Source organism: Clostridium sp. TJA085, assembly GCF_058310235.1.
Genome location: NZ_JBZEEZ010000001.1, coordinates 540,158 through 557,682, shown reverse-complemented (window position 1 = coordinate 557,682; position 17,525 = coordinate 540,158). Strand labels below are relative to the sequence as shown.

The 17,525-nt window shown below is 28.0% G+C and carries 16 protein-coding genes; 15 read left to right on the top strand and 1 reads right to left on the bottom strand.

All coding sequences use genetic code 11. From position 1 onward, the window contains the following. Nucleotides 1-15 precede the first annotated feature (15 nt). From AC4FQW_RS03020 to AC4FQW_RS02955, 14 genes are all read left to right on the top strand, one after another. A complete protein-coding gene (locus AC4FQW_RS03020) occupies nt 16-930 on the top strand; it encodes a bifunctional riboflavin kinase/FAD synthetase (RefSeq protein ID WP_491147165.1) in 915 nt (304 codons plus the stop codon). A gap of 116 nt (nt 931-1,046) precedes the next feature. Continuing rightward, nucleotides 1,047-1,310, top strand: coding sequence for a 30S ribosomal protein S15 (gene rpsO / locus AC4FQW_RS03015; protein WP_491147163.1), 264 nt, complete (start codon nt 1,047-1,049; stop codon nt 1,308-1,310). An 81-nt stretch (nt 1,311-1,391) separates the two neighbouring features. Continuing rightward, entirely contained in the window at nt 1,392-3,500 is a 2,109-nt protein-coding gene (locus AC4FQW_RS03010) for a polyribonucleotide nucleotidyltransferase (RefSeq protein ID WP_303127123.1), read from the top strand. A gap of 45 nt (nt 3,501-3,545) precedes the next feature. Next, the gene (locus AC4FQW_RS03005; RefSeq protein WP_491147161.1) at nt 3,546-4,850 is read left to right on the top strand and encodes a M16 family metallopeptidase; all 1,305 of its coding nucleotides are present in this window, start codon (nt 3,546-3,548) and stop codon (nt 4,848-4,850) included. 58 nt (nt 4,851-4,908) lie between these two features. Next, nucleotides 4,909-5,199, top strand: a complete 291-nt coding sequence (locus AC4FQW_RS03000) for a YlmC/YmxH family sporulation protein (RefSeq protein WP_303127127.1) — start codon at nt 4,909-4,911, stop codon at nt 5,197-5,199. Between the two features lie 18 nt (nt 5,200-5,217). After that, complete coding sequence (gene dapG / locus AC4FQW_RS02995; protein ID WP_303127129.1) at nt 5,218-6,417, top strand: aspartate kinase; 1,200 nt, start codon at nt 5,218-5,220, stop codon at nt 6,415-6,417. Between the two features lie 57 nt (nt 6,418-6,474). Further along, complete coding sequence (locus AC4FQW_RS02990) at nt 6,475-7,167, top strand: ClpP family protease (RefSeq protein ID WP_491147158.1); 693 nt, start codon at nt 6,475-6,477, stop codon at nt 7,165-7,167. A gap of 101 nt (nt 7,168-7,268) precedes the next feature. Further along, a complete protein-coding gene (locus tag AC4FQW_RS02985) occupies nt 7,269-9,650 on the top strand; it encodes an FtsK/SpoIIIE family DNA translocase (protein WP_491147156.1) in 2,382 nt (793 codons plus the stop codon). Between the two features lie 98 nt (nt 9,651-9,748). Beyond that, nucleotides 9,749-11,095: a 30S ribosomal protein S12 methylthiotransferase RimO gene (gene rimO / locus AC4FQW_RS02980; RefSeq protein ID WP_303127135.1), complete on the top strand. Its 1,347-nt coding sequence runs from the start codon at nt 9,749-9,751 to the stop codon at nt 11,093-11,095. Further along, nucleotides 11,079-11,669, top strand: a complete 591-nt coding sequence (pgsA, locus tag AC4FQW_RS02975) for a CDP-diacylglycerol--glycerol-3-phosphate 3-phosphatidyltransferase (RefSeq protein ID WP_491147154.1) — start codon at nt 11,079-11,081, stop codon at nt 11,667-11,669. The genes rimO and pgsA overlap by 17 nt, the downstream gene beginning before the upstream one ends. A gap of 152 nt (nt 11,670-11,821) precedes the next feature. Next, nucleotides 11,822-12,868 (top strand): recombinase RecA, encoded by a 1,047-nt coding sequence (gene recA, locus AC4FQW_RS02970; RefSeq protein ID WP_491147152.1) that lies wholly within the window; start codon nt 11,822-11,824, stop codon nt 12,866-12,868. 296 nt (nt 12,869-13,164) lie between these two features. Further along, complete coding sequence (rny, locus tag AC4FQW_RS02965; RefSeq protein ID WP_303127141.1) at nt 13,165-14,709, top strand: ribonuclease Y; 1,545 nt, start codon at nt 13,165-13,167, stop codon at nt 14,707-14,709. Between the two features lie 185 nt (nt 14,710-14,894). Further along, complete coding sequence (locus AC4FQW_RS02960; protein WP_024614742.1) at nt 14,895-15,155, top strand: stage V sporulation protein S; 261 nt, start codon at nt 14,895-14,897, stop codon at nt 15,153-15,155. A gap of 161 nt (nt 15,156-15,316) precedes the next feature. Beyond that, nucleotides 15,317-15,577, top strand: a complete 261-nt coding sequence (locus AC4FQW_RS02955) for an HPr family phosphocarrier protein (protein WP_024614743.1) — start codon at nt 15,317-15,319, stop codon at nt 15,575-15,577. Between the two features lie 70 nt (nt 15,578-15,647). On the opposite strand, the gene AC4FQW_RS02950 is transcribed toward AC4FQW_RS02955, so the two are convergent. Beyond that, the gene (locus tag AC4FQW_RS02950) at nt 15,648-15,860 is read right to left on the bottom strand and encodes a DUF378 domain-containing protein (protein WP_303127146.1); all 213 of its coding nucleotides are present in this window, start codon (nt 15,858-15,860) and stop codon (nt 15,648-15,650) included. A gap of 178 nt (nt 15,861-16,038) precedes the next feature. Between AC4FQW_RS02950 and purB the strand changes: the two genes are divergently transcribed. After that, nucleotides 16,039-17,469, top strand: a complete 1,431-nt coding sequence (purB, locus tag AC4FQW_RS02945) for an adenylosuccinate lyase (protein WP_303127148.1) — start codon at nt 16,039-16,041, stop codon at nt 17,467-17,469. Nucleotides 17,470-17,525: the final 56 nt, after the last annotated feature.

The window sequence follows — 17,525 nt, the reverse complement described above, 5'->3', positions numbered from 1 at the left end:
AGAGAATGCTAAAAGATGAAAGTAATTGATAAAAAAGATACTGGATATTATATTGCATTAGGAAGTTTTGATGGATTGCACAAAGGACATTTGTCATTAATAGAAAAGTGTATAGAGCTTTCTAAAATAAACAATTGCAATAGTATGGTATTTTCATTTAGTAATCATCCAAGAACTGTTATTAATCCAGATAAAAAAATAGAATATTTAATGAACAATAATGAAAAAATTAATATTCTAAAAAATGAGGGTATAGATAAGGTTGTTCTTAGAGAATTTAATAAAGAATTTATGGAATTATCAGCAGAAGGATTTATAGAGAAACTTTGCAATGAATATAATGTTAAAGGTATAGTAGTAGGTTTTAATTATAAGTTTGGACATAAAAATCTAGGAGATACAAAACTTTTAGAAAAACTATCTAAAATTTATAATTATGATTTAAAAATTATGGAACCACTTTTATTTGATGGATATCCTATAAGTAGTACTAGAATAAGAAAAGCAATAAGAGATGGTGAAATTGAATGTGCAAATAAGATGTTAACTAGACCTTATAGTATTACAGGAAAGATAATACATGGTAGACAGTTAGGTCGAACTATTGGATTTCCTACTGCAAATTTAAAAATGAATTTCAATAAAATTATTCCTTGCATTGGTGTATATTATAGCAATGTAAAGTGGAATAATAAAATATATAAGGGAATAACATCAGTTGGTAAAAATCCTACTGTTGAAGGTAAGAGTTTAACAATAGAAACATATATATTAGATTTTGATAAAGAAATTTATGGAGATGAAATAACTTTGTATTTTCTTGAAAGAATTAGAGGGGAAATAAAATTTAACTCTATATATGAATTAAAGAATCAATTAAAAGATGATGAAAAGTTTGCACAATTAAGAAGAATAAATCATATTATATAAATTTTATTTACAATAATAGATTGTTCTGCTATAATAAATAGCGGAAACCTAGTCCTACGTTATAAGGTGCCATCTTATTACGTGGAACTAAGGGGATATTTTACGGAGGTGTAATTATGGATAAGGCAAGAAAGCAAGAAATAATTAAAGAATTTGGAAGAAGTGAACACGATACAGGATCAGCAGAAGTTCAAATAGCTTTATTAAGCGAAAGAATTAACGAATTAACTGAACACTTAAAAGTTCACAAGAAAGACCACCACTCAAGAAGAGGATTATTAATGATGGTTGGACAAAGAAGAGGTCTTTTAAATTACTTAGCAAAGCAAGATATCGAAAGATATAGAGCTATAATTAAAAAATTAGGTTTAAGAAGATAGCTTAGAGCGGTTAAAACCGCTCTATTATTTTAAAATAATTAGAAAAATTTGTAAGAAAACAAGTCGAAAGGAGGGTTCCTTATGAGAAATACAATAGGTACAGTAATAGCTGGAAGAGAAATGAAAGTTGAATTTGGTGATTTAGGTATGTTATCAAATGCTGCTGTGTTAGTAAGCTATGGAGATACTGTAATATTAACTAATGTAAATAAGTCAGAAGAACCGAGAGAAGGTATAGATTTCTTTCCATTAAGTGTAGAATATGAAGAAAGATTATATGCTGTTGGAAAAATACCTGGAGGATTTATAAAGAGAGAAGGAAGGCCATCAGACAAAGCTATTCTTCATGGAAGAGCTGTTGATAGAACTATAAGACCTTTATTTCCAAAGGGATATAGAAATGATGTTCAAGTTGTATGTACTGTAGTTTCAGTTGAAAAAGATAATTTGCCTGAAATATTAGCTATAAATGCAGCTTCAATAGCTTTATGTTTATCAAGTATACCATATAATATTCCAGTAGCTGGAGTACAAGTTGGTTTAGTTGATGGCGAATTTATACTTAATCCTACATCAGAACAAAGAGAAAAAAGCATATTAGATCTTACTGTATGTGCTACTAAAGAAAAGGTTATGATGATAGAGGCTGGTGGAGATGAAATACCAGAAGATACAATGATAGAAGCAATAAACTTTGGATTTGAATCATGTCAACCAATAATAGCCTTTCAAGAAGAAGCTATGGCTAAGTTAGGAAAAGCTAAAGAAGAAGCCGTTCTTTATAGAGTAGATGAAGAAGTAGAAAGAGATGTTAAAGATTTTGCTTCAGATATGGTAAAAGATGCTATGTATATCATGGATAAAGATGAAAGAAATGAAGCTATGAGCAAAGTAAACGAAGCGGTTTATGCAGAGTTTTCTGAAAAGCATGAAGGTAAAGAAGGAGACATAAAAGAAGTTCTTTATACAATGCAAAAAGCAGTAGTTAGAAATATGCTTTTAAAGGATAAAAGAAGACCAGATGGTAGAGCTTTTGATGAAATAAGACCACTTGATTGTGAAGTTTCAATTTTACCAAGAACTCATGGTACTGGATTATTTACAAGAGGATTAACTCAAGTAATGACAGTTGCTACATTAGGATCAATTGGTGATATACAAATATTAGATGGAATAGACGAGGCAGAGTCTAAAAGATATATGCATCATTACAACTTCCCAGCATATAGTGTTGGAGAAGTAAGACCGCTTAGAGGTCCAGGAAGAAGAGAAATAGGTCATGGAGCTTTAGCAGAAAGAGCACTTGAACCTTTAATACCTTCTGAAGATGAATTCCCATATACTATAAGATTAGTTTCAGAAGTTTTAAGTTCAAATGGTTCAACATCACAAGCTTCTGTTTGTGGATCTACTTTAGCATTATTAGATGCAGGAGTTCCTATAAAAAGACCAGCGGCAGGTATTGCTATGGGACTTATAACATCAGAAGATTTAACTGAAGAAGAAGTATTAACTGATATCCAAGGAATAGAAGACTTCTTTGGTGATATGGATTTTAAAGTTGCAGGTACAGAAAAAGGTATAACATCAATACAAGTTGATACTAAGCTTAAAGGGTTAAGTTTTAATGTTGTAAATACTGCAATAAAAAATGCTAGAAAAGCTAGAATGACAATTTTAGAAAAAATACAAGAATGTATACCAGAGCCAAGAAAAGATGTTTCAATATATGCACCAAAAACATCAATTATAAAAATTGATCCAGAAAAAATCAGAGATGTAATTGGAGCCGGTGGAAAGGTAATTAACAAAATTATCGAAGATACTGGTGTAAAAATAGATATAAAAGAAGATGGAACAGTATTTGTATCATCAGTAGATCATGATGGAGTTAAAAAGGCTATTAGCATAATAGAAGGTTTAACTAAAGAGGTTAAAGCTGGAGAAATTTACTTAGGTAAAGTAACTAAGATAACAACATTCGGAGCTTTTGTAGAAATTCTTCCTAATAAAGAAGGGCTAGTGCATATTTCAAAATTAGATAAAAGTAGAGTAAATAAAGTTGAAGATATAGTTTCGGTTGGTGATGAAATCCTTGTTAAAGTTACAGAGATTGATAACCAAGGAAGAATAAATCTTTCAAGAAAAGATGCATTAGAAGATAATGAAGAAAAAGAAGATAAGGAATAATAAAAGGGCAATATAATTGCCTTTTTTTTACTAGAGGAGGCTTTTATGCATAAAATTTTTACACTAGAAAATGGGCTAAAAATTGTTACAGAAAAAATAGATGGGGTTAATTCGGTTAGTGTAGGAGTAATGATTCAAAATGGATCAAGAAATGAAGAATTAGAGGTAAATGGTATTTCTCATTTTATAGAACACATGTTTTTTAAAGGTACGAAAAATAGAACTGCAAAACAAATTGCAGAAGAAATCGAAAATGTAGGTGGGCAAATAAATGCTTTTACAAGTAAAGAGGTAACTTGTTATTATATAAAAACATTGCATACACATATAGATATTTCTTTAGATGTATTATCAGATATGATTTTAAATTCAAAGTTTGATGAAGAAGAAATTGAAAAAGAAAAAGGTGTAGTAATAGAAGAAATAAATATGAGTGAAGATAGTCCAGAAGATGTCTTAGATAATCTTCATTCAAAGGCAGCATTTGAAGGAAATACATTATCTTACACTATATTAGGCAGTATAGAAAAGGTTAAGGATTTAACAAGAGATGAAATTATAAAATTTATAGATGAAAAATATACACCAAATAATTCTGTTATATCTATTTGTGGTAAATTTGATGAAGATCAAATATTAAGGCTAGTAAAAAAGTTTTTTGGAGAATGGGAAAATAAAAGTAATTATTCTCCTAAATATGAACCTTTTGAAATAAAACAAAATTCATATTTTTTAAAAAAAGAAATCGAGCAACTTCATATAAATTTAGGTTTAAAGGGCTTACCAGCAAATGATGATAAAGGATATGCATTAGTATTATTAAATAATATATTAGGTGGTGGAGCATCATCTATATTATTTCAAAAAGTTCGTGAAGAACTTGGACTTTGTTACTCTGTATATTCATATATTCAAGCTTTTCAAGAAACTGGATTAATAAGTATATATATAGGTCTTAGTAAAGAATATGCTTCAAAAGCTTTACAAGTTATAAGAAGAGAAATAGAGAATTTGGTTGAAAATGGTATAACAGAAGAACAATTAAAAATAAATAAAGAAAAGATTAAAGCTAATTATATATTAGGTTTAGAAAGCACTAGTTCTAAAATGTTTGCTAATGCAAAATCATTGCTTTTAAGAAAAAATATTAGAACTGAAGAAGAAGTTATAGAAAAAATAGATAAAATAAGTAAAAATGATATAGATTATGTTATTAATAAGTGTTTTAAAGATGGAGTTATAAACACTGCTTATGTTGGTAGTGACATAGATAAGGACTACTTAGATTCATTTATATATAAATCAACAATAGCTTATAATTATAAAAATGAAGACAAATGTAAAATATAGTAATAAAAATAAATTATACTTCATATATTTATGTATAAATATATAGGAGGTCTTACTTATGTATGTTCAAGGAGATAAAAATATAAAATATCTTAGTGAACTTGAAAAATATGAGCTTATAAATATAAATGATGGTGAAAAATACGATTATCTTCAAAATAATGATTTAGTAATTGATGAAGAAGGAAATATAAGATATTTAATAGTTGATACTACAACTTCTAAGTTTAGTATTTTTGGTGGGGCGAGAGAAGTATTAGAAATAAATTGGAATGCAGTTCAAAAGGTTGGAGCAAAAACAATAATATTAGATGCTGATGAAAGAAGTATAAAACGAGCTAAAGTATAAATTTAAGGGGGAAACGTTATGAAAATTGTAGTACAAAAATTTGGTGGAACATCTGTATCTACAAAAGAAAGAAGACAGAAAGTAATAGAAAAAGTAAAGCAAGCTATTAATAAAGGATTTTCACCCGTTGTGGTAGTTTCGGCTATGGGAAGAAAGGGAGATCCTTATGCTACTGATACATTATTATCATTAATAGAAAAAGATTTTAAAGCAACAAATAAATTAGCTACAGATCTTTTAATGTGTTGTGGAGAAATAATAAGTTCAGTAGTTATGAGTAATGAGTTATTTAAATCAGGAATAGATGCAATTCCTTTAACTGGAGGTCAGGCTGGTATAAAAACTGATAATATTTATACAAATGCTAATCATATAGATGTTAAGCCAGATCAGATATTAGATGCAGTTTCAAAAGGAAGAGTTCCTGTAATAACAGGATTCCAAGGTATGACAGAAGATGGATTTTTCACAACTCTTGGAAGAGGAGGTAGTGATACGAGTGCAGCTATTATTGGAGCAGCATTAAATGCAAATCAAATAGAGATTTATACTGATGTAGATGGAATAATGACAGCTGATCCAAGAATAGTTCAAAATGCTTCAGTTATAAATGTTATAAGTTATAATGAAGTATTCCAATTAGCAGAACAAGGTGCAAAAGTAATACATCCAAGGGCTGTAGATATTGCAATGAAGAGTAATGTTCCTCTTTTAATAAAAAATACAATGAGTGATGCAGAAGGTACTCTTATAAATAATAATGGTGATATAAATAATGATAAAATAATAACTGGTATAACTCATAGAAATAATAGAATACAAGTAAATATAAAATTAAACGAAAATAAAGATAATCAAAAATATAGAGAGGTATTAAGTTTATTAGCAGCAAATAAAATAAGCTTAGATCTTATAAATATATTCCCAGATCAACAAATTTTTACTATAGATAATGAAAGCAAAAACAATTTAGAAAATATATTAAATTCAATTAATATAAAATATTCATTAAATGAAGGATGTAGTCAAATAGCTGTAATAGGATCAAGAATGGCTGGAATACCTGGAGTTATAGCTAAGATTGTTCAAACTTTAACTGATAATAATATTGAAGTTTTACAAACAGCAGATTCACATATGACTATATGGTGTTTAATAAAAACAGAAAAAGTATCTGAAGCTATTAATGCATTACATAAATCATTTGAATTATCATAAACTAAATAAATAGTATAAAATATTTACTCTTGTACAAAATAAAAATGTATAGGAGGAATGGTTATGAGTAATGATAATGAAAAAGATAAAGAAAAGTTAGATAAAAATATTGAGGCTATAAAAGAATTTGGAAATACTGGAATAGTAAATCCTAATGAAAGAATAAGGATATTACCAATAATAGGACAGATAGAAGGACATATTGTTTCACCAGCCCAAAATAAGGCTACGAAATATGAACATGTAATTCCACAACTTATAGAAATGGAACAAAATGAAAATGTTAAAGGCGTTCTTATAGTTCTAAATACAGTAGGTGGAGATGTAGAGGCTGGGCTTGGAATTTCTGAAATGATTAATTCAATTTCAAAACCGACTGTTTCAATAGTAATAGGTGGAGGACATTCTATAGGAGTTCCACTTGCAACTTCAGCAAGTTATTCATTTATAACTCCATCAGCCACTATGATTGTACATCCAATAAGAATGAATGGATTTATAATCGGAGTATCTCAAACTTTTGAATACTTTAAGAAAATGCAAGAAAGAATAAATGATTTTATAGTCAGAACATCTAACATAAGCAAAGAACATTTAGAAAAACTTTTAAAACAGCAAGGAGATTTATTAAATGATGTTGGAACTATATTAATAGGTAATCAGGCTGTAGAATGTGGACTTATAAATGAAGTCGGTGGTTTGAAAGAAGCGATTGCAAAATTAAATTCATTAATAGATGATAATGAGTAATTTTAAAAAATCAGCTATAATATCTTATGGCTGATTTTCTTATGTATTCATAAAGGGATTTTAGTATATTTGTAGAAAATAATAAAGTGAGGTGAGTAAATTTGGGGAAGACTAATAAAAAGAGAAATAGTAAAAATATTAGTAAGAATACAGATATAATTGGACTTATATATATATCTTTAGGAATTCTTCTATCGGTAGCAATATATACAGATTTTGTAGGAATATTATCAAGTATTTCACAAAGAATATTTCACTTTCTAGTTGGTATTGGTATATATGTATTACCATTATATATATTGTATCTAGGTTATCAATACATAAAAAATAAGGGAGTTTTAATATTAAGCAGAAAATTTTATGGAATTACTATATATTGTTTAATACTTATATTAATTTGTTCAACTATATATATTCAAATAAGTGATGATATAGTTTCGTTTAGCGATGGAATAAAAAATATAGCATCTATGAATAGTATACTTAATGGAGGAATAATAGGGTATATTTTTGCTTATCCATTATTTAAATTTTTAGGAGCTATTGGTTCTTATATAGTATATATATCATTATTAATAATAGCTACAATGTTAACTTTTGATATTACATTACATGATTTATGTAAAGAAGTTAAAAATAAGAGTAAAAAAATTAAGCCTATAGTAGATAAGAAAAAGGATGATAATGATTATATAGATGATACATTTATAAAAGTTGTAGAAAAAAATAATAATAAAAACAAAAATAAAGATGAATTTTTAAATGGTGTAAATAATAAAATAAAAATATTAGATTTTATGAAAAATCCAGAAGTTGATGATTTAGATGAACAAACATGCATATTTGATAATGATTATATAAGTAATGATAAAAGTAAAGAACCTTATAATTCAAAAAATTCAAAGATTCAAAAAGTTTCTTTGAATGATGAAAATAATAATAAATATAAAAATGAAAATACGGATAATTTATTTAATGAAAAAGTAAATAAAGAAATAGAAAACAATATAGAAAAAGCAACTAATAGTGAAAATAAGACATATGTATATCCAGGATTAGAATTATTAAAGATAAATAGTTCTACAAATTTAAATAATGATGACAAGCAAGAACTCATGGAAAGTGCTGATAAGCTTGAAAGTACATTAGAGAGTTTTGGAGTTGATGCAAGTGTTACTAGAGTTACAAAAGGTCCATCAGTAACTAGGTTTGAATTGCAACCAAGTCCAGGTGTTAAGGTAAGTAAAATAGTTAATTTATCAGATGATATAGCATTAGGTCTTGCAGCAACAGGAGTAAGAATTGAAGCACCAATACCAGGTAAAGCTGCAGTTGGAATAGAAGTACCAAATAGAGAGCAAACTCCAGTATTTTTAAGAGAAGTATTAGAGTCTGATGAATTTTTAAATACAAATAAAAAATTAGCTTTCTCATTGGGGAAAGATATAGGTGGAAAATGTGTTGTTGGAGATTTAAGTAAAATGCCCCATACATTAATTGCAGGGGCAACAGGATCAGGTAAAAGTGTTTGTATAAATACTTTAATTGTTAGTTTATTATACAAATATTCTCCAGATGAAGTGAAGCTTTTAATGGTTGATCCAAAAGTAGTAGAACTTAGTGTTTATAATGGAATACCACATTTATTAGTTCCAGTAGTTACAGATCCTAAAAAAGCAGCTGGAGCTTTAAATTGGGCAGTTAATGAAATGACTAGAAGATACAAATTATTTGCTGACTCAGGGGCTAGAAATATAGATTCTTATAATACTTTATTTGAAAAAGGAATAATAGAAGAGAAATTACCTTATATAGTAATTATAGTTGATGAGCTTGCTGACCTTATGATGGTATGTCCTAATGATGTGGAAGACTATATAGGAAGATTAGCTCAAATGGCGAGAGCTGCAGGTATGCATTTAGTTATAGCTACTCAAAGACCTTCAGTAGATGTTATAACAGGTGTAATAAAAGCAAATATTCCATCTAGAATATCCTTTGCTGTTTCATCACAAATAGATTCAAGAACAATATTAGACAGTGGTGGGGCAGAAAAGCTTTTAGGAAAAGGAGATATGTTATATTATCCAGTTGGATCTAGTAAACCTCTTAGAGTTCAAGGTTGTTTTATTTCAGAAGATGAAGTTGAGAGAGTTGTTGAATTTGTTAAAAATGAAGTAGAAAAAGTTGAGTATAAGGAAGAAATAATAGAACATATAAATAATGAATCAGATTCTTCCTTAAATAATATTAAAGATGAAGATAGTGATGAACTTATTGATGATGCAATAAATATTGTTGTAGAATATGGACAAGCATCCACATCTTTTTTACAAAGAAGATTAAGAATAGGTTTTAATAGAGCATCTAGAATAATGGATGAATTAGAAGAAAGAGGAGTAATATCTAAAAAGGATGGCAGTAGACCTAGACAGGTATTAGTTAAAAAAGAAGATTTAATTGCTACTGATAATTTAGAGTAACTTATTTAGAATATAGTTTTAATTAAAACTTGTAATAGGATAAAAACAGTTATAAAATAGTTAAGTAAAAGTATTTAAAAACGTAGGAGGAATAAGTTTTGGCAAAATATAAAGTAGGAATGGTTAGCCTAGGCTGCGATAAAAATAGAGTAGATTCTGAAATAATGTTAGGAATAATGAATAAAGAATATGAAATAACAAACAATCCTAAAGATGCAGATATAATAATTGTTAATACATGTGGTTTTATTGATAAAGCAAAACAAGAATCAATAGATACAATATTAGAGATGGCAAAATACAAAAAAGACTATAAATGTAAGATGTTAATTGCTACTGGTTGTTTAACTCAAAGATATGGAAATGAATTAAAAGAATTAATGCCTGAAATTGATATAATGCTTGGGGTTAATGATTATATAAAAATAGCTAAATTAATAAAGCAGTTTATGAATGAAAATGATACTAATTTAGGATTTACTGAAGTTGAGTATTCAGATGATAATATAAATGAAGGAGAAAGAATACTTACTACTAATAAAAGTACAGCATATATAAGAATAGCAGAAGGGTGTAACAATTTCTGTACTTATTGTATAATACCTAAAATAAGAGGAAAATTTAGAAGTAGAAGTATGGAAAATATACTAGAAGAGGCTAAAGCTTTAGTTAATAAAGGTGTTAAAGAATTAATTTTGATAGCTCAAGATACAACTCTTTACGGTAGCGATATATATGGAAAAAAGAGTCTTCATACACTTTTAAGTGAGCTTTCAAAAATAGAAGATTTAAAATGGATAAGAGTGTTGTATTGTTATCCAGAAGAAATATATGATGAATTAATAGAAGAAATTTCTGTTAATGAAAAGGTAGTAAATTACTTAGATTTACCTATACAACATATAAGTGATCACATATTAAAACTTATGGGCAGAAAAACTACAAAACTTGATATAACTAATAAAATAAATAAATTAAGAGAAAAAATACCTAACATAGCAATTAGAACATCTTTAATTGTCGGGTTCCCTAATGAAACAGAAGAAGATTTTAATGAACTTAAAGATTTCTTAATGGAATACAAATTAGATAAGGTTGGAGTATTTAAATATTCAAGAGAAGAAGGTACACCAGCTGCAATTATGGAAGGTCAAATAGAAGAAGATGTTAAAGAAGCACGTGAAAAAGAACTTATGATTTTACAAAGTAAAATATCAAAAGAAATAAATAGTTTGAAAATAGGTAATGTGTATGATATTCTTGTTGAAGGAAAAAATGAAGAATATTACTATGGAAGAAACTTTGAAATGGCACCAGATATTGATGGAAATGTATTCTTTACAAAACATTGTCCTGTAAGTATAGGAGAATTTGTAGAAGTAAAAATTGAGAAGAATACAGAGTATGATTTAATAGGAGTTGGTATGTGTGAATCTTGCAAATAAATTAACAGTTCTTAGAATGATATTAGTACCTGTATTTTTGATATTTATAGCTGTTAAAGGAATACCTTATGGTACATTTATTGCTACTTTTATATTTATTATAGCTTCAATTACTGATAAACTTGATGGATATATTGCAAGAAGTAGAAATCAGATAACTAATTTTGGAAAATTTATGGATCCATTAGCGGATAAATTATTAGTTACAGCAGCATTAATATCTTTGGTAGAGTATGGGGTCGTACCTAGTTGGGCAGCAGTTATAATAATAGCTAGAGAATTTGCTGTTTCTGGACTTAGAACTATAGCAGCTGCTGAAGGAAAAGTAATAGCAGCTAGTTGGTGGGGGAAAATAAAAACAGTAATACAAATAATTGCTTTAATATTACTATTAATTGAAGTTAATATAGCTCAAAGTACAGTTATGTATGAGTTTGTAGTAAAAAGCAATTTCTTAGTAAGCTTTTTTAAATATGTTCCTGATTTAGCTTTAGATTTAGCAGTATTAATAACAATAATTTCAGGATATGATTATTTTAGAAAAAACAAAAAAGTTATATCAACAAAAAAATAAGTTGATTTAAAAAAATAATATATGTCAATAATTATAAAAGTTCCTTCTATGTTAGTTGGAACTTTTATTTGCAGTTTTAGTTGACTATATAAAATATGTTATATATAATTATTTATAGAACATAAGTTCGATGAGAGGATGGTGTATTATTAATGAATATAGATGCAAATAAATTAAAAGCAATAGAAGCTGCTATGGGTCAGATAGAGAAACAATTTGGAAAAGGTTCAGTAATGAAACTTGGTGAGGAATCAACTCTAAATGTAGATTCAATATCAACAGGATGTCTAGACTTAGATATTGGACTTGGAATTGGTGGTGTTCCTAGAGGAAGAATAATAGAAATATATGGACCAGAAAGTTCAGGAAAAACTACGGTTGCACTTCATATAGTTGCAGAAGCACAAAAAAAAGGTGGAGCAGTTGCATTTATAGATGCAGAACATGCTTTAGATCCTGCATATGCAAGAAAAATAGGTGTAGATACAGAAAATCTTATAGTATCACAACCAGATACTGGTGAGCAAGCTTTAGAAATAGCAGAAGCTTTAGTACGTTCAGGAGCTATAGATGCTATAGTAGTAGATTCAGTTGCTGCACTTGTACCAAGAGCTGAAATTGAAGGAGAAATGGGAGATTCTCACGTTGGACTTCAAGCAAGGTTAATGTCACAAGCATTAAGAAAACTTGCAGGAACTATAAATAAAACAAATTGTGTTGCAGTATTTATAAACCAATTAAGAGAAAAGGTTGGTGTTATGTTTGGAAATCCTGAAACAACACCTGGTGGTAGAGCATTAAAATTCTATGCTTCAGTAAGAATGGATGTTAGAAGAATAGATTCAATAAAACAAGGTGAAAATATAGTAGGAAATAGAACAAGAGTTAAAATAATAAAAAATAAAGTAGCTCCTCCATTTAGACAAGCGGAATTTGATATTATGTATAATGAAGGTATATCAAAAGAAGGTAATATAATAGATGTGGGTGTTAAGGAAGAAATAGTTCAAAAAAGTGGTGCATGGTTCTCATATGGAGATATAAGATTAGGTCAAGGTAGAGAAAACGCTAAATCTTACCTAAAAGAAAATCCAGAAGTTGCATTAGAGATAGAAAATAAAATAAGAGAAAAACATAATTTACCATCATCTAGTCCTATTATAGAAAAAAATAATGAGATTGAAAATGAAAAAAAATAAATAAAAAAAACAAGATATATTAAAATATATCTTGTTTTTTTTACTATTAAATCTAAAAGTTAAAAGGTTTACTTAAGTTTTGAAAATTATATTATAAAAAGAGAAAAAAAGAGTATTTTAAAGAAAAATGAAAAAAATAAAAATAAAGTAATTAATATTGCTTAACTTGACATAAATTTATTTTTACTATACAATAATAACAAATACTGGTTTATCATATTCCAAAGATAACAGTGAGAAACAGTATGACACCTACTACGCTTTCTTTAAAGAAAAATAAGCTAGGGGGTGTTAATATGCAACAAATTATGCCGATAATTTTAATTGATATAATTGTGCTGTTAATATTAGGAATAGTACTTTATAAAACTATACAAAGTACATCAAGAAACAAAATAGAATCTCTTGAAAGAGATGCTGAAAAGTTAGTAGAAGATGCTAAAAAAGAAGCTGAAGCTATGAAAAAGGAAGCTATTCTTGAAGCAAAAGAAGAGGTTCATAGATTAAGAAGTGATTTGGAAAAAGATTCTCGTGAGAGAAGAAATGAAATTCAAAGGCTTGAAAGAAGAGTTTTACAAAGAGAGGAAGCTCTAGACAAAAAGAGCGATTTTCTTGAGAAAAAAGAAGAAATTATCAATGGTAGAGTTAATGAAATTAAACAGTTAGAAAAAGAAGCTAATGATCTTCACGAAAAGAGAAGAGAGGAACTTGAAAGAGTTGCTAATCTTTCAAGTGAAGAAGCACGTCAAATTTTACTAGATGAAGTAAAGAAAGAAGTTTCTCATGAATCTGCTTTACTTATAAAAGAAATTGAAAGTAAAGCTAAAGAAGAGGCTGATAAGAAGGCTAGAGAAATTATTACTACAGCTATACAAAGATGTGCAGCAGATCATGTTTCTGAATCAACTGTTCACGTTGTAGCATTACCAAATGATGAAATGAAGGGTAGAATAATAGGTAGAGAAGGAAGAAACATTAGAACCCTTGAAACTTTAACAGGAGTTGACTTAATAATTGATGACACTCCAGAAGCTGTAATTCTATCAAGCTTTGATCCTATTAGGAGAGAAGTTGCTAGAATGGCACTAGAAAAGTTAATAGTGGATGGTAGAATACATCCAGCAAGAATCGAAGAGATGGTAGAAAGAGCTCAAAAAGATGTTGAAAACGACATAAAAGAAGAAGGAGAACAAGCAACACTTGAAACTGCAGTTCACGGACTTCATCCAGAGCTTACAAGATTACTTGGTAGATTAAAGTATAGAACAAGTTATGGTCAAAATGTATTAAAACATTCCATAGAAGTTTCATACTTAGCTGGTTTGATGGCTTCGGAGTTAGGTTTAGATGTTACTCTAGCTAGAAGAGCAGGATTACTACATGATATAGGAAAGGCTGTAGATCAAGAACAAGAAGGACCACATGCTATTATTGGTTCAGACCTTGCTAAGAAATATGGAGAATCTAAATTAGTAGTAAATGCTATAGGAGCCCATCATGGGGATGTTGAAATGCAATCTTTAGAAGCAGTATTGGTTCAGGCGGCAGATGCTATATCAGCAGCTAGACCAGGTGCAAGAAGAGAAACATTGGAGGCATATATAAAGAGATTGGAGAAATTAGAAGAAATTTCAAACTCATATGAAGGTGTAGAAAAGTCATATGCCATTCAAGCTGGTAGAGAGATTAGAATTATGGTTAAACCAGAACAAATTGATGATGCTGGAGCAGTTGAGTTAGCTAGAAATCTTGCGAAAAGTGTAGAAGAACAATTAGAATATCCAGGTCAAATAAAAATCAACGTAATTAGAGAAACAAGGGCGGTTGATTTTGCTAAATAAATAATAAAGATAATTAAAATACATTTTGTTTTAAACAAAGTGTATTTTTTAATTTACTAAAAAATATAAAAAATTACAAGAAAATAAAAGGATTTTCAAAAAAAAAGTAGAATATTATACTTATACGAAAGTATATAAATTTAAAATGTAAACGATTAGTAATATATGTAGGAGGAATAATAAAAATGGAAGTATTAAAGGTTTCAACAAAATCAAATCCAAATTCAGTTGCAGGAGCATTAGCTGCAATAATAAAAGAGAAAAATATAGTAGAAATACAAGCTGTAGGAGCAGGAGCTATAAATCAAGCTATTAAAGCTATTGCTATTGCTAGAGGTTTTGTAGCTCCAAGTGGAAAGGATATAATATGTATACCTGCATTTACGGATATAGTTATAGATGGAGAAGAAAGAACAGCTATTAAATTAATAGTACAACCTAGATAAAATATTATTTTATCTAATATAAATATATTATTTAAAAAAATAATAATAATTTAAATTATTTAAAATAAAAGTATTGAATAGTTGAAATTTTACTAAAAAACATTTATAATGAAATGGTTAATAGGATATTAACTTAAAAAATAGTAAAGAGGTGTATTTACATGGTATCTAAAGAGGTTTTAGTTAAAAATGCTACTGGCTTACATGCTAGACCAGCAACTTTATTAGTAAAGAAAGCTTCTTCATTTAAATCAGACATAAGCTTAGAGTTTAATGGAAAGAAGGCAAATGTTAAGAGTTTAATCGGAGTTCTTTCATTAGCTGTTACTGCTAACTCAGTAGTAAACGTTATTGCTTCAGGAGATGATGAAGCTTTAGCTGCAGAAGAGATTGCAAAATTAATTGAAAACTTAGAAGATTAATTTTAAAGATTAAGGTTCCTAATTTAATTAGGAACCTTTTCTTTTATAATAAATTATGTATTATAATTTATTACTTCTGTACAAAATTACATCTAAATAATAAAGAAATTAGGTTTATTCCTGAAATGGCAACTAATACATATATTATTCTAGATATAATAGGTACACCTAAAGTTAAAAAAGTTACTAAGTTAAAATTAAGTAGTCCAACAAGTCCCCAGTTTAAAGCTCCTATTAACACAAGTAAGAAGGAAAGTTTGTCTAACCAAGTTATTTTACACATAAAAACTCCTTTAAATAAATATTATTTAAAATATATATATGAGGATATAATAAGAATAATTACTTAACTTAATGAGATTTATATAAAAATAAATAAAATGATGAAAATAAATAAAATTTATGTTATAATACGAACTATGTTAAAGTTTAATTATAATATATTCGTGTGGAGGAAAGATATGAGAAACTTATATAGTACACCTTTAAATTCAAGATATGCATCAAAAGAAATGAGTTATATTTTTTCTGATGATATGAAATTTATAACTTGGAGAAAGTTATGGGTAGCACTTGCGGAAAGTGAAAAAGAATTAGGATTAAATATAACAGAAGAACAAATTAATGAATTAAAAAAATATGTTAATGATATAAATTATGATGAAGCTATAAAAAGAGAAAAAGAAGTTAGACATGATGTAATGAGTCATGTGTATGCTTATGGACTTCAATGTGAATGTGCAAAAGGAATAATACATTTAGGGGCGACTAGCTGTTATGTTGGTGATAATACTGATGTAATAATAATGAGAGATGCGCTACTTTTAGTAAAGAAAAAAATAATAACAGTATTAGATAGATTAAGTAAGTTTGCACTTAAATATAAAGATATGCCAACATTAGGATTTACTCATTTTCAACCAGCTCAACTTACTACAGTAGGAAAGAGAGCGACACTTTGGATGCAAGATTTAGTTATGGATTTAGAAAATATAGATTTTGTATTAAGCACATTAAAATTAAGAGGGGTAAAAGGTACTACAGGAACTCAAGCAAGTTTTATGAACTTATTTAATAATGATGAAGAAAAGGTTAAGTTATTAGATAAAAAAGTTGCTGAAAAAATGGGATTTGAAAAAAGTTATGCTGTAACAGGTCAAACTTATCCAAGAAAATTAGATTCAATAGTTTTAAACACATTATCAGAGGTTGCTCAAAGTTGCTACAAGTTTAGTAATGATTTAAGATTACTACAAAGTATGAAAGAAATAGAAGAACCATTTGAAAAGCATCAAATAGGATCATCAGCTATGGCATATAAAAGAAATCCAATGAGAAGTGAAAGAATGGGTGCTTTAGCAAGATTTGTAATAGTAGATTCATTAAATCCAGCAATTACAGCATCTACTCAATGGTTTGAAAGAACTTTAGATGATTCAGCTAATAAAAGACTATCTATAGCTGAAGGCTTTTTAGCTTTAGACGGAGTTCTTAATTTATATATAAACATAGCTGAAAATATGGTTGTTTATGAAAAAGTTATAAAAGCTCATGTTAATAATGAATTACCATTTATGGCTACTGAAAATATAATGATGGAAGCTGTTAAATTAGGTGGAGACAGACAAGAACTTCATGAGAGAATTAGAATTCATTCAATGGATGCTGCAAAAAGAGTTAAAGCAGAAGGTCTTGATAATGATTTAATAAAAAGAATTATTAATGATGAAAATATAAAGCTTTCAAAAGAGCAAATAGAAAATATTATAGATCCTACTAAATTTATAGGTAGAGCGCCAAGTCAAGTTGTAGAATTTATAGATGAGTATGTAAATCCTATAATAGAAAAAAATAAAGATGCAGTTGATATAAAGAGTGAAATTACTGTTTAAAATAAAAAACTAGAAGTGTTTTGCTTCTAGTTTTTTCCTTTAATTATAATTAACTA